The sequence below is a fragment of the Paenibacillus sp. NPDC058174 genome, assembly GCF_042883865.1.
In the GTDB taxonomy this organism is placed as follows: Bacteria; Bacillota; Bacilli; order Paenibacillales; family Paenibacillaceae; genus Pristimantibacillus.
In genome coordinates, this window is sequence record NZ_JBHVUY010000002.1 from 842,726 (window position 1) to 856,295 (window position 13,570).

Annotated in this window: 13 protein-coding genes, 1 pseudogene and 1 riboswitch; of the genes and pseudogenes, 8 read left to right on the forward strand and 6 right to left on the reverse strand. The window is 48.6% G+C overall.

The window, feature by feature from the left end; genetic code table 11:
* Positions 1 to 637: 637 nt before the first annotated feature.
* On the reverse strand, positions 638 to 946 hold the full coding sequence (locus tag ACFVVF_RS15345; protein ID WP_042165257.1) for a winged helix-turn-helix transcriptional regulator: 309 nt from the start codon (positions 944 to 946) through the stop codon (positions 638 to 640).
* A gap of 174 nt (positions 947 to 1,120) precedes the next feature.
* Between ACFVVF_RS15345 and ACFVVF_RS15350 the strand changes: the two genes are divergently transcribed.
* Positions 1,121 to 1,519: a DoxX family protein gene (locus tag ACFVVF_RS15350; RefSeq protein WP_387810954.1), complete on the forward strand. Its 399-nt coding sequence runs from the start codon at positions 1,121 to 1,123 to the stop codon at positions 1,517 to 1,519.
* Between the two features lie 106 nt (positions 1,520 to 1,625).
* Here ACFVVF_RS15350 and ACFVVF_RS29210 read toward each other — a convergent pair whose 3' ends face one another.
* From ACFVVF_RS29210 to ACFVVF_RS15365, 4 genes and pseudogenes are all read right to left on the reverse strand, one after another.
* On the reverse strand, positions 1,626 to 2,078 hold the full coding sequence (locus tag ACFVVF_RS29210; RefSeq protein WP_483875030.1) for an EamA family transporter: 453 nt from the start codon (positions 2,076 to 2,078) through the stop codon (positions 1,626 to 1,628).
* A 3-nt stretch (positions 2,079 to 2,081) separates the two neighbouring features.
* A pseudogene (locus tag ACFVVF_RS29215) lies at positions 2,082 to 2,477 on the reverse strand (EamA family transporter); the annotation flags it as partial.
* A gap of 228 nt (positions 2,478 to 2,705) precedes the next feature.
* Entirely contained in the window at positions 2,706 to 3,515 is an 810-nt protein-coding gene (locus ACFVVF_RS15360; protein ID WP_387810960.1) for a histidinol-phosphatase, read from the reverse strand.
* A gap of 67 nt (positions 3,516 to 3,582) precedes the next feature.
* Entirely contained in the window at positions 3,583 to 4,485 is a 903-nt protein-coding gene (locus ACFVVF_RS15365; protein ID WP_387810962.1) for a LysR family transcriptional regulator, read from the reverse strand.
* 180 nt (positions 4,486 to 4,665) lie between these two features.
* Between ACFVVF_RS15365 and cysK the strand changes: the two genes are divergently transcribed.
* A complete protein-coding gene (gene cysK, locus ACFVVF_RS15370; RefSeq protein ID WP_387810966.1) occupies positions 4,666 to 5,601 on the forward strand; it encodes a cysteine synthase A in 936 nt (311 codons plus the stop codon).
* Between the two features lie 479 nt (positions 5,602 to 6,080).
* Here the strand turns inward: cysK and corA are convergent, their stop codons facing one another.
* Positions 6,081 to 7,016 (reverse strand): magnesium/cobalt transporter CorA, encoded by a 936-nt coding sequence (gene corA, locus ACFVVF_RS15375; RefSeq protein ID WP_387810969.1) that lies wholly within the window; start codon positions 7,014 to 7,016, stop codon positions 6,081 to 6,083.
* Positions 7,017 to 7,379: 363 nt separating this feature from the next.
* A riboswitch (SAM riboswitch) is annotated at positions 7,380 to 7,490 on the forward strand.
* A 100-nt stretch (positions 7,491 to 7,590) separates the two neighbouring features.
* On the opposite strand from corA, the gene metA reads away from it, so the two are divergent.
* The 6 genes from metA to ACFVVF_RS15405 all read left to right on the forward strand — a co-directional run bounded on the left by metA (position 7,591) and on the right by ACFVVF_RS15405 (position 13,495).
* Complete coding sequence (gene metA, locus ACFVVF_RS15380; protein WP_387810972.1) at positions 7,591 to 8,508, forward strand: homoserine O-acetyltransferase MetA; 918 nt, start codon at positions 7,591 to 7,593, stop codon at positions 8,506 to 8,508.
* Between the two features lie 25 nt (positions 8,509 to 8,533).
* Positions 8,534 to 9,694 (forward strand): aminotransferase class I/II-fold pyridoxal phosphate-dependent enzyme, encoded by a 1,161-nt coding sequence (locus ACFVVF_RS15385; RefSeq protein WP_387810975.1) that lies wholly within the window; start codon positions 8,534 to 8,536, stop codon positions 9,692 to 9,694.
* 4 nt (positions 9,695 to 9,698) lie between these two features.
* Positions 9,699 to 10,871, forward strand: a complete 1,173-nt coding sequence (locus tag ACFVVF_RS15390; RefSeq protein WP_387810978.1) for a trans-sulfuration enzyme family protein — start codon at positions 9,699 to 9,701, stop codon at positions 10,869 to 10,871.
* Between the two features lie 168 nt (positions 10,872 to 11,039).
* Positions 11,040 to 12,176: a cyclic dehypoxanthinyl futalosine synthase gene (gene mqnC, locus ACFVVF_RS15395; protein ID WP_387810981.1), complete on the forward strand. Its 1,137-nt coding sequence runs from the start codon at positions 11,040 to 11,042 to the stop codon at positions 12,174 to 12,176.
* A gap of 152 nt (positions 12,177 to 12,328) precedes the next feature.
* The gene (locus tag ACFVVF_RS15400) at positions 12,329 to 13,273 is read left to right on the forward strand and encodes a putative sporulation protein YtxC (protein WP_387810984.1); all 945 of its coding nucleotides are present in this window, start codon (positions 12,329 to 12,331) and stop codon (positions 13,271 to 13,273) included.
* 93 nt (positions 13,274 to 13,366) lie between these two features.
* Positions 13,367 to 13,495: a hypothetical protein gene (locus tag ACFVVF_RS15405; protein ID WP_387810987.1), complete on the forward strand. Its 129-nt coding sequence runs from the start codon at positions 13,367 to 13,369 to the stop codon at positions 13,493 to 13,495.
* Positions 13,496 to 13,570: the final 75 nt, after the last annotated feature.

A 13,570-nucleotide genomic window follows, 5' to 3' on the forward strand; every position in this document is an offset into this window, starting at 1 on the left:
CGAATCGGCCGACAAGAATAAGAGCGAGCCTCCTTTGCTAATTAGCGAAGGCTAGTTCGCAGATTTTACTCAAAACCTGCGGATTTGCGTGACTCTTCAGCATTAGCGAAGAGATTTTCGCAGTTGGAGAAGCTAGGTTCTCGAAAAACGAAGTTTAGTTCGTTGTAGCGCCTACCGGTAGCGATTTACTCTCATATAGCGAACTTTGGTTCGTTCTTTAGCGAAGCTGGTTCGCTACAGCAATGTCTTAACAGATCAAAACGTAAAAGTGCAGGCTGATTAACCTAAAACGTGAGAATGGGTGGAAGAGAGGGTTGCGAATCGGCTGACAAGAATAAGAGCGAGCCTCCTTCGCTAATTAGCGAAGGCTAGTTCGCAGATTTTACTCAAAACCTGCGGATTTGCGTGACTCTCCAGCATTAGCGAAGAGATTTTCGCAGTTGGAGAAGCTGGGTTCTCGAAAAGCGAAGTCTAGTTCACTGTAACGCGTACCGGGAACCATTCGCTCTCGTATAGCGAACTTTGGTTCGCTCTTCAGCGAAGCAGGCTCGCTAAAGCTCACGCCTCGAATAAACCAAAATGTAAACCAAAATATAAAACCCTACCATGCAAAAAAGCCGCTTGCGCGGCTTTTACGTTACATCCATTCTTCTCCCCAGGCTTGAATCGATTCGATGACCGGCTGAAGCTTAAGTCCCTTTTCGGTCAATTCATATTCGATCCGAACCGGCATTTCCGGGAAAACGGTCCGTTTAACAATACCTTGCGACTCGAGCTCCTTCATGCGATCGGTCAGCATTTTATCGCTCATATCAGCAATTTGTCCTTTAATATCTTTGAACCTCTTCGGTCCGCCAAGAAGCACCCGAATAATAAGGCCCGTCCATTTCTTGCCTAATACATCTACCGCAGCCTCATACCTTGGGCACATTGTTGTATAATCCAACTCGATCACCCCGCTTTCTGTATACCTATTGTAGCATATGTACTTAGGAAAAGTAAGTTGAATTCCTTATAAAGTGAATTTAAATATTTTTTATTAATATACTTGACTTAAGTAAGTAACTTAATATATTATTAGTCCAACAAAACAAAACAAATTTGAAGGGTGAGATTTTAAATGTTGGACACAGGGTTATTAATTATTCGGGTAGTTATTGGTCTTTTGATGGTGGGTCATGCAACGCAGAAGCTGTTTGGCTGGTTTGGCGGATATGGACTTAAAGGTACGGGAGGATGGCTGGAGTCGATTGGCATGAAACCTGGGGTGCCAATGGCGCTTGCCGCGGGACTTATCGAATTGGGCGGCGGCCTGTTGTTCGCAGCTGGTTTTGTAACATGGCTTGGAGCAGCTCTTATTATCGTTACGATGCTGATCGCAATTGCTAAAGTTCATGGCGCTAACGGCCTGTGGGTGACGCAGAACGGCTACGAATACAATTTAGTATTGCTGGCCATAGCGTTAGGCGTGGCGTTCACTGGTGCAGGTGCTTATTCGATTGATGCTTTGATTTCTTGATTCCCCATTAAAAAACAGCCTCCGTACAATGAATCGCTGCTTCTTCTAACTGAGCAGCATTCATTGGAGCCAGCAACTGGCTCAGGAGGCTGTTTTCCTGTTTATTTTAGAGGCGAATAATGGCAAGCCCAGCAATCATGCAGGCAAAGGCAGCCCATTGAACCGCATTTAACCTTTCCTTGTATACCATAATGGCGCCTAACGCGACGACTAAGCTATTGGTTGCAAAGATGGGGGCTGCCAGATTGGCGGGTCCTGTGGCAAGAGCAATAGCGTACAATTGCAGTCCGCCGTAAGAGAATATCCCGGCCAGCAGCCCAAGCTTCATTCCGGTTGCCACAGCTAGCTTGTCTGCGCGAGAGTGAAGCAGCGGACGAATAAACCAGAGCAGAGACAGGGCATATCCGATAAATAACACTGGTGCGCTTGGCAGCCCGAGCTCTTCTGTTATTTTCAGGCCGCCGTTGCGGAAGGCGAACAGAATGATTGCAGCACCAACGAGAATGAACCAGCGTTTCTCGATAGTTGAACGTGAATTGTTTTTCTTATAGGAAATCATCGCTACAGCCAGCAGGAGCAGGGCAATGCCAACTGCTTCATTCCAATGAATCCGTTCGCCGTATGCGAATGTTCCCAAGGCGACGACCAGAACAATATTCAGATTGGTCAATGGGGAGGTCAGGCTGGCCGGGCCATACTCCAGCGCCTTCATAAATACGGCATTTCCGATGGCCGAGCCGGCACCGATAATGATGCCCGCAATCCATATCCGGTAATCGGCGAGCAGTCCAAGCGTTCCTTCCATGGCGGCATGAATGCCAAAGCCCGCAGTTCCCGATATATAAAGACCTAGCAGCAGAACATTGGCATTTCCGCCGCGCATCTGGCTTACTTTCATCCACCAGCCGGCCAAGCCAAAGAGAACGGCACTGCCGATGGCAATTGCCAGCCACATCATCGTCAACCAACCTCCGAAGTCACAAAAGATCAAAATTTGTTACACAAATGAAATAGTACTGTTACGGTGTGTACATATTAATGGGCTATTATAATAAACAAGACCCCCTTTTAATATATCCTTTAGGACCTGCGATCGCGCGGGTCCACTTTTTTTGCCCAAATCTGAATAAAAAGGCCCTGCTGTTTCCCGTAATCGGGTCGGCAGAGCCCTCTAGATATTCATTACTTATATTGGAACGATAATTTTTTGTTTTCTCCGGTAAAAGACCCATTGTTTAAAGCCAATCTCCTTCAAGCGCTTCTGTACGAGCTCCCATTCATCGCCAACCCGTCCAGGAATGTGCGCATCGGATCCGAACGTTACATTCACTCCAAAATGAAGCGCCCGTTCCAAAATTTCATTCGAAGGATACCAGCCGCCAACATCTTTGGTGCTGCCAGAGGTGTTAATCTCGATAGAAACATCCTCATCTGCAATGACCCGCAATGTCTCGTCGATGTCTGCGTGGGCAGGAATTTCGGAAAATTGCGGATAGTAGCCTTTCATCGCATCAATATGGCCTAACACTTGAAACAGTCCCGTGCGTGCGGATTGCCGGATCAGATCGTAATACAGCTGCTTTTCCTCAATATGGCGTTTCTCCGATAGATTTTTCCAGCGATTGCGGTTGAAAATGCTCACTCCGCTAACCTGATGCACGGACCCGATAATATAATCGAACGGAATTTCTGAATATGCCTTGCGGTAAATATCGATATATTCCGGGAAGAAGTCCGACTCCATGCCGAGCAGTACCTCAATACGGTCCTTATACTGCACCTTCAAACGTTGAATTTCTTCAATGTAGTTGGCAAATTCGCTGCGCGCCATCGCAATGCCGGGAAACGGCTGGTCGTCTTCATGGGCGAAAAAAGGCGAGTGGTCAGAAATGCCGATCACTTGCAGTCCTGCCTCGATGGCAGCTGTTACATAGTCTTCGATCGTTCCGACCGCATGGCCGCAACGTTCATTATGCGTGTGTAAGTCAAATTTCATAGGGTGGAACCTCCTCCGGCAATAGCGGGAAATGGAAAAGCCAACTCTGCGCAATCATAAAAATGTATTATTCGCTGCTAATAAATTGATGCTCCGGCATGCCCTTCAAATCGCTTAAAAACTGCTGCATCGCGGTATTTAAATATTTGCCGGATTTATAGACAACGCCTACCGGATGGGTGATCTCGAGTTCCGTTACTTTAATCATGCGGAGAGAGCCCCGCTTTAATTCATTGGCAATCGAAAGCTTGGATACGACGGCTGCGCCAAGATTGATCTCAACCATTCGTTTAATTTCTTCGCTGCTTGACAGCTCCATGACGATGTTCGGCTGGATGTTGTACTTACGGAAGATACGATCCAAAAACCGGCGGCCAAGCGTATCTGGAGCCAACATAATAAACGGGATATCTTTGAGCGTTTCAAACTTCGTATGCGTGAGATGGCTCAAGGGATGTGCTGGCGATACAACCAGTTCGAAGGTATCGAAGTAAAGGGTGGAAGAATCAACATGCGGCGGTTTGTCCGTCAAGTATGTAATGCCAATATCGACGCTGCCGTTCTCGACGCTAGTCATTACCTGTGAAGAGGGCATGGTATGAATCGTTGTTTTAATAAGCGGAAACTGGTTCTGGAAATAAGACAGTACCCTGGGCAAAAGCTGAATGGCAATCGAAGAGGTCGTTCCGATTAGTATATGCCCTTGCGGGGTAGAGCTTAGATCTGACAGCTTTTGCTTCAGTTCCTCTACAATCGATAGAATGCGTTCCGCATGTTCGAGGAATACTTGTCCATGATCCGTTAAGGTGACGGGCTGGTTGCGATCGATTAAAACCGTTTTGAATTCGTCCTCCAGCGTTCGGATCTGTGCGGACACGGCGGGCTGCGTCAGGTTCAGTAATTCTCCCGCCTTGCGGAAGCTCATCGTTTTGGATATTGTGAGGAGCGTCTCAAGCTGGCTGATATTCATCTCAATCCCCCCTTTGGAAGATATGCGCTTTGACATTGACTATATTTATTATAATGGAATTGGCGGCATACAGCAAAAAAATGGCGTTTCCATTTGGGTAAGCCGTCCCAAGATGGTATAATGGACGGATACCGATAAAGATTATACGGTTACTAATTGTTGAAAGGTACGGGTGCTACAATGGCGAATATTTATGGCAATTTGACAGAGCTAATCGGCAACACACCATTGCTAGAGCTGGCCAATTATACGAAGCGGGAACAGACTGGAGCTTCGATCGTGGCGAAGCTTGAATATTATAATCCTGCCGGCAGCGTGAAGGACCGGATTGGCTTCGCGATGATCAAGGACGCGGAGGAACGCGGCGTTTTGAAGCCGGGCTCCGTTATTATCGAGCCGACTAGCGGCAACACCGGCATTGGTCTTGCGTTTGCAGCGGCGGCGCTTGGTTACCGGCTGATCATTATACTTCCGGAATCGTTTAGCGCGGAGCGGAGAAAGCTTCTTAAAGCTCTGGGAGCCGAGCTTGTGCTCACTCCAGCTTCGGAAGGCATGATGGGTGCAATCAAGAAAGCGGAAGAGCTTGCTAAGGAAATTCCGAATGCGTTCATCCCGCAGCAATTCGAAAATCCGGCGAATCCGGCCATTCACAAAAAGACGACCGCTGAGGAGATCTGGAAGGATACAGATGGCGCGGTTGATATTTTTGTCGGCGGCGTAGGCACGGGCGGTACGATCTCCGGTGTTGGCGGCCGATTGAAGGAGCTCAAGCCATCGGTGCAAATCGTGGCGGTTGAGCCGCACAGCTCTCCGGTTCTATCGGGCGGCACGCGCGGCGTTCACCAGATCCAAGGTATTGGAGCCGGCTTTGTGCCAGGCAACTTCAATGGCGATGTGGTGGACGAGATTATTACCGTGAAGAACGAGGATGCGATTCTGACTGCACGCCGTTTGGCGAAGGAAGAAGGACTGCTCGTCGGCATCTCCTCCGGAGCTGCTGTTAAAGCGGCAACAGAGCTGGCTCAGCGCCCGGAGAACAAGGGTAAAATGATCGTCGTTCTGCTCCCGGATACGGGCGAGCGCTACTTGTCGACCAACCTCTTCGAGGAAGACTAATAGTAAAAAAAGCACGAATGTCCACGGTACTGCGGCCTTCGTGCTTTTTTCTTTGGTTTGAATCACGCTAACCTTATCCGACCAACAGCCAGCCAGCTTCGTTAGCCTTAAATAATTCATTCGGCTGGTGCTGTATTACCAATAAAGGTCACCACGAACCCCGTCTTACTCCAAATTGATCTGCTACGAATGCACATTTATCCTCCACACGCTGCCAAACTGCCAAACTGCAAAAGTGCAGTTTAAATTGGGGGAAATCATCAATAATAGCGTTTCAAATGCAAAAATGCAGTTTGACGGTCCCAAAACCGCCGAAAAGAGGCGAAATGGACCAAACAAACTGCACTTTTACATTTTGAGCTGTGAAAATGACCATTATCGGCTAAACAAACTGCAGATTTGCATTTTGAAGGCCCCGTTGTCTGGTCGTCCGCCCGCCCGCTCGTGATGAACACAGAGCAGAGGCCCGCCTAAGCCGCTTACAGCCAATTTTTCTTGCGGAAAATATAGAACATGCCAAAGCCCAGCAGCATCATAATGCCGAGCAAAATATACGAGCCCCCGCGCAAATGCAGGCCGGGAATGAAATCGAAGTTCATCCCGTAAATGCCGGTAATGAACGTCAAGGGCATGAAGATCGTCGTCATCGCGGTAAAGACGCGCATGATTTCATTCGCTCTGGCCGAGATGCTGGATTGATAAGCCTCGCGCAAGTTGCCCATGAGCTCGCGGTACGTGTCGAAGGACTCGGCGATTTTGACCGCATTTTCATAAATATCGCTAAAATATTTTTGCAGCTGGTCGTCGATCAGCTTTAAATCCTTCTTATTTAAAGTGGCGATTACGTCCTTTTGCGGACCAAGCACTTTTTTGAGCCATAAAATTTCGCCGCGCAAGCCGATAATTTCATTCAGATGCGATTTTTTCGTATGCATCAGAATGTCTTCTTCCAGCGTTTCAATCCGGGTATCGATCCGGTCGCCGACAAGGAAATAGTTATCGACGACGATGTCGACCAGATGATACAGGAAGTAATCGGGACGGCTAACCTCCTGCTCCCACAAGACAGGCTTTAAGGAGCGGAGCTCATTAATTTTTTGCTTCGTTACCGTTATGATATAATGGCGTCCGAGAAAAATATTCAATGCCCGGAGGAAGATTTCTTCATCATCAAACCGGATGCTGTTAATTACGATAAAATAATGATTTTCATAAATTTCAATTTTTGGACGCTGCTCTTCTTCACTCAAGCAGTCCTCTACGGCCAGATCATGCATGCCGAACAACGGCTGCAGGACAGCCAGATCCTCTACGTCGGCGTCTATCCAATAGAAGCCTTTTGCTGCGGGAAGCAGCGTTTCATTAATATCCTCTACAGGAGTAAATACTCCATCATGTACGAGACGAATTTTCATCCCTTGCATCTCCTCTCTTCATTAACGGAGAACTGCCGGATGAAAAGTGCTTTCGGGACGATTACGTAAGACACCGTAAAGCCCAAGTTAGCTTTCGATTCGGCAGATACCGTATTCGATTGTTGTCAGGCTTAGGTCGGTCGCCTTCCATGTCCGTATGCACTCCTTTGCTAATTCGTCTAGAATCGGGTATAATCCGCAATCCTTGTCTAGTATACTCCTGCTGTGCATTTACATTCAAGAAGAAAAAGAGGCTTTTATTTGCTATAGCTTATGCTACAATCCTTCTTGACGCGAATGCCGGAATCCATTAAAGTTAATAATAAGAACTGGAATTGAAGTGCATAACCAAATAGATCAACTTTCTTATCAAGAGCAGGCGGAGGGACTAGCCCGATGAAGCCCGGCAACCGGCGTAAGCACGGTGCTAATTCTTGCGGAGACCAATGGTTACAGGTTTCTGAGAGATGAGAGAGGCGGAAGCTTTATTTCTTGAGCGTACGACCTTTTCTCACTGCAGAAAGGGTCTTTTTGCGCTTTATATACCCAGACTGAGTTAAAAGGAGTGAATCGTATGCCGATTAAAGTGCCAGATCATTTACCAGCGAAAGAAGTATTAAACAACGAGAACATTTTTGTGATGGACGAAAGCACTGCCTACCATCAAGACATCCGTCCATTGCGGATTGTTATTCTGAATCTGATGCCGACCAAAGAAACGACCGAGACGCAGCTTCTGCGCCTGATCGGCAACACGCCGCTGCAAGTGGAGGCGGTATTGCTCCATCCGAAGACGCATACGTCGAAAAACACCTCGGCGGAGCATCTGGAGTCCTTTTACAAAACCTTCGACGAAATTTCTCATGAGTATTATGACGGGATGATCATAACCGGCGCGCCGGTAGAGCATTTGAATTTCGAAGACGTGAACTACTGGGAAGAGCTGAAGGACATCATGGAATGGAGCAAAAGGCATGTCACTTCGACCTTCCATATCTGTTGGGCCTCGCAGGCTGGACTCTACCATCATTACGGCGTTCCGAAATATGAGCTTGATGATAAAATTTTCGGCGTGTTTCCGCACACGATCGAGAAGCGGAATATCAACCTGCTTCGCGGCTTCGATGAAATGTTCTTCGTTCCGCAATCACGCCACACCGAAGTCCGGCGGGAGGATATCGAGAAAATCGAGGAGCTGGAAATTTTGTCGGAATCGGAAGAATCCGGCGTCTATATTGTAGCTTCTAAGGATGGCAGGCAAATTTTTGTCAGCGGCCATTCGGAATATGACCCGCTTTCGCTGAAATTCGAGTATGACCGCGATAAGGCGAAAGGACTGGCTATTGATGTGCCGAAGAACTATTTCCCGGGTGATAACCCGGAGCGTCTTCCGCTTTCGACATGGCGCGCGCATGCCAACCTGCTTTACTCGAACTGGCTCAACTATTATGTATACCAGCAAACGCCTTATGAATTAGGCGCGGGCATATAAGAGAGACGAAGGAGCGTATCGAATTATGAAAATCGAAAGTCATTTGGCGCAGATCGGTTCCATTAAGGAGCCAGTTACGGGAGCAGTAAGCTTCCCCATATACCAATCCACAGCTTTCCGTCATCCGCAGCTCGGACAAAGCACCGGTTTTGACTATGCCCGTACAAAAAGCCCGACGCGTTCCGTACTGGAAGAAGCGGCGGCTAAGCTCGAATCCGGAGATGCAGGCTTTGCCTGTAGCTCCGGCATGGCAGCGCTGCAAACGATTTTTGCGCTGTTCAGCCAAGGCGACCACCTTATCGTTTCCCTTGATCTTTATGGCGGTACATACCGTCTGCTGGAGAGGATCATGTCGAGATTTGGCGTAACAGCCTCTTATGTAGACACGAATGATCTGGATGGAATTAACGAGCTTTATCAGCCGAATACGAAAGCTGTTCTAATTGAGACGCCAACGAATCCGCTGATGATGATTACTGACATCGAGCGTGTAGCGTCATGGGCAAAAGCGAAAGGGCTGCTGACGATTGTCGACAACACGCTGCTGACACCTTTCTTCCAGCGTCCAATTGAGCTTGGGGCGGACATCGTCATTCATAGCGCGACCAAATATTTGGGCGGCCATAATGACGTGCTGGCCGGACTGATTGTGACTAAGGGCAAAGAACTGTCCGAACAAATGGCTTTTCTTCATAATTCGATTGGCGCCGTTCTGGGGCCGCAAGATTCGTGGCTGCTGATGCGCGGCATGAAGACACTCGCTTTGCGCATGGAGCGCCATCAATATAATGCAACGAAAATTTCGGAATATTTGCAGACTCATCCTGCAGTGGAAGAAGTCTATTATCCGGCACTGCCGCATCATCCGAACTATGATATTCAGAGCAAGCAATCCTCCGGCAACACCGGCATTTTCTCCTTCCGCTTGAAGGATGCCCGTTATGTGGAACCGATTTTGCGTCACGTTAAGCTGATTGCTTTCGCTGAAAGCCTGGGCGGCGTAGAGTCGCTGATGACTTATCCGGCTGTACAGACGCATGCAGACATTCCGGAAGAAATCCGCCGCAAAATCGGAGTTGACGATCGCTTACTGCGTTTCTCTGTCGGTATCGAGCATGTAGACGATCTGATCGGCGATTTGGAACAAGCACTAGCCGCAGCGAAACAGGAAATTGGGGAGGAATAGCAGGATGGCAGACAGAAACAACCCGGATAAAATCGCAAGCCGCAGCTTTTCGACAAAGCTGCTTCACTTCGGCGCTGAAATCGACGAGCAGACAGGCGCTTCGAGCACGCCGATTTTTCAAGCCTCAACTTTCCATCATCACGATGTGTTCAATCCGCCGCATCATGATTACAGCCGTTCCGGCAATCCGACCCGCGAAGCGCTAGAGAATTACATCGCGCTGCTGGAGGGCGGAACGCGCGGATTCGCATTCGCATCGGGCATGGCCGCGATTTCGACGACCTTCCTGTTGTTCTCGGCTGGCGATCACCTCATTGTGACGGAGGATGTATACGGCGGAACGTACCGCTTCCTGACGACGGTACTGAACCGTCTTGGCATTGAAACGACTTTTGTCGATATGACGGATTTTGAAGCGGTGAAAGCTGCAATCAAGCCAAATACGAAAGCGATATTTATTGAGACGCCTTCCAATCCAACGCTGAAAATTACCGACATCAAGCTGCTGGCTGATTGGGCTAAGGAGAATGGCCTGCTGTCGCTTCTCGACAATACGTTCATGACACCGTATCATCAGCGTCCGCTGGAGCTCGGCATTGATATCGTGCTGCACAGCGCGACAAAGTTTCTAAGCGGCCATAGCGATGTGCTGGCTGGTCTTGCCGTAACGAAGGATGAAGCGCTGGGCAAAAGGCTTTATGCGCTGCAAAACGGTCTCGGCGCGGTATTGAGCGCACACGAGTGCTGGCTGCTGATGCGCGGCATGAAGACGCTGCAAGCTCGGATGGAGCAAAGCGAACGGAGCGCACGCAGACTTGCGGAATGGCTGTCGGGCCATCCGAATGTTGAACGTGTCTATTATCCGGGTCTGCCTGATCATCCGGGACGTGAAATTCATGAGCGTCAATCGGCAGGGTATGGCGCGGTTGTCTCGTTCGACGTTGGTAGCGGCGACCTTGCTAAAGCGCTGCTGAACCGGGTTGAGCTTCCGCTCGTAGCCGTCAGCCTTGGCGCGGTAGAGAGCATCCTGTCTTATCCTGCGATGATGTCGCATGCCGCGATGCCGCGGGAAGTACGCCTTCAACGCGGAATTACAGATGGCACTCTCCGCTATTCTGTTGGCCTTGAAGATGTAGAGGACCTCATTGCCGATCTGGATGCAGCATTGCGGGCATAGTGAATATTGGTTGGAGTACAGCTTCCTGTTTAAGGGCAGCTGTACTCCTTTTTTGCTGAGGACGCGTTCGCTTAATTGCCACATTCACAGGGGTGTCGGTCGAGTTGGAATTATGTTAGGATGAAATTGTAGCTTGTAAATGAACGGTTAATTAGGAGGTGTTGCGTAATGGCAACGATTGACTATATTTTAGATAAAGCGCTGAGAGGCGAACGCATTAGCTTGGAAGAATGCGTCGTACTTTTTGAATCCGATGAAATCGAGAAGATGGGGCATGTCGCGAATCAGCTGATGCTGAGAAGACATCCTGATCCCGTTACGACCTTCGTTGTAGGACGCAACGTCAATTATACAAATGTTTGTGATGTTTATTGCCGGTTTTGCGCCTTTTACCGTGCGCCGGGCTCCAAGGAAGGCTATGTGCTTTCGGATGAGACGATTTTGAGCAAAATTCAGGAAACGAAAGATGTCGGCGGCACTGAAATTTTGATGCAGGGTGGCACGAATCCTGATTTGCCTTTCACGTATTACACCGATTTGCTTCGTAAGATTAAAATGAATTTCCCTGATATAACGATGCACTCTTTCTCTCCAGCAGAAATTCAGAAGATGAAGGATGTGTCCGAGGGGCTCTCGCTGGATGAGGTTATCCGTCAGCTTCATGAAGCCGGACTTGATTCCCTGCCTGGCGGCGGAGCGGAAATTCTGGACGATCGTACCCGCCGTAAAATCAGCCGGATGAAGGGCTCATGGACCGATTGGATGGACGTGATGAAGTCTGCACACCGTCACGGCATGAATACAACGGCTACGATGGTTTACGGCTTTGGCGAAACGATGGAAGAGCGAGCGCTGCACCTGCTGCGCATTCGCGACGCGCAAGACGAGTGCATTGCCAATGGCTATGATTCGACAGGGTTCCTGGCCTTCATTTCTTGGCCGTTCCAGCCGGACAACACGAATATGAAGCGGGAGAAAGCGAAGCCCGAAGAGTATTTGAAAGTTGTTGCAGTTAGCCGTATTATGCTGGACAACATCGACAACTTCCAGTCGTCATGGGTAACGATGGGGCCGGAAATGGGCAAATTGTCGCTTTCCTACGGCTGCAACGATTTCGGCAGCACGATGATTGAAGAGAACGTTGTATCGGCAGCGGGCACGACTCATAAAGTAAATATTGAACTTATTCTTCAATTAATCCGCGAGGCTGGCAAAACACCGGCGCAGCGCGACACGAAATACAATATTCTTAAGGTCTACTCCGAAACGGAGAAGGCTGAGAATGATTTTGTTATGCAGAACTAGCGGATAGTCACGGCCCTGTCTTCGTCAAGCGAAGATAGGGCTTTTTTACGCCAAATAAAGGGTAACAGCCCCCTTCACTTCCCAAACTCTTCATCGTATATCCCCTAGCCTAGGGCCATATACTTAAGAAGGGGAATGAAAGGGGTGAGCTCATGGAGCTGTTTACCGTAACACTGCCTTCCGCATTGGAACATGAAGCATCCGGGCTGGCACAGATGATGAATGAATATGCCGCCAACGATTTACATATCGAAGCAGAAACGAATGAACCGTTGATTCAATTCAAGCTTTTAAAGGATGGAGAGCCCCATGTGAGCTGTCATGCGCTCTTGCCCTATTTTCAATTGGCCGAACATAGTCAGCCGGTATACCTATCGGCTTCGAAGGCGATTGCCGAATTTATTGTAGCCCGTATGGAGCCGCAAATATTGGCTGCCATTATCCGCCGCAAATATAAGGGCAATTATGCGGTGGACGCGCCGATGATCGAGAAGTATTGCCATGAGCTGCTGCACGGGAAAGAATGGGACGGTCTGGGGACGAAGTTTCTTGATGCGGACCGGCAGCGGCGGAAAATGAAGGTCGCGGATGAGATTGAGCTTTTCCTGCAGGAAAATACTTGGCTGGATCTAACAGGCCTCACGACTTTCAGGCTTCAGCATTACCGCAAGGAGCTGGCTGAAATTGTCGAGTATGCCTTGGATGAATATGTGCTGGATAAGCAATATCAGGAGTTTATTTCGCTGCTCAAATATTTTGTCGGGCTTCAGGAATCGAAGGTGCCAATCGTTCACCTCGTCCATAAGGGCAATCATGAATTTGTCATGTACAATGACAAGTTTCAGCTGTTTGAGCCTAAGCCTCATTCCGACCGGATGGTTGCGGAAATGCTGGAGACGGAAATGAACATCGAGGATATGGTTATCAGCTCTTTAATTGCTGTATCACCGAAAAGCATCATGATTCATACGAGGCAGCCAGACATGCAGGTCATTCGTACGATCGAGACGATTTTCGACAACAGGGTTTCGGTCTGTACGCAATGCAGCGCCTGCAGCCCGTCTTTCGATACGATTAATGATGGAGTGCAGCCTTAAAAATCAAAATATCCATTATATTCCATATGACTATTGACCGGGCAGTCATTGAGGACTATAATATTGGACATAAGCATTGAAATGCTATCAGCAATGACAAAGACATGCATTTGTCTCATTTATGCCGGTTCAGAGAGAGGAAACAAGGCTGAAATTTCCTTCTGGCAGGAGCGGATGTACCCCTTTGTAGCTGTACGGTTGAAAGCGGGAAACCGTCTGTAAGCTGTACCGGATTCTCTCCGTTACCAGAGCATACAAGGACGGCGGTTAGCTTTTTTAGTGGCGGTCGCAGTCGAA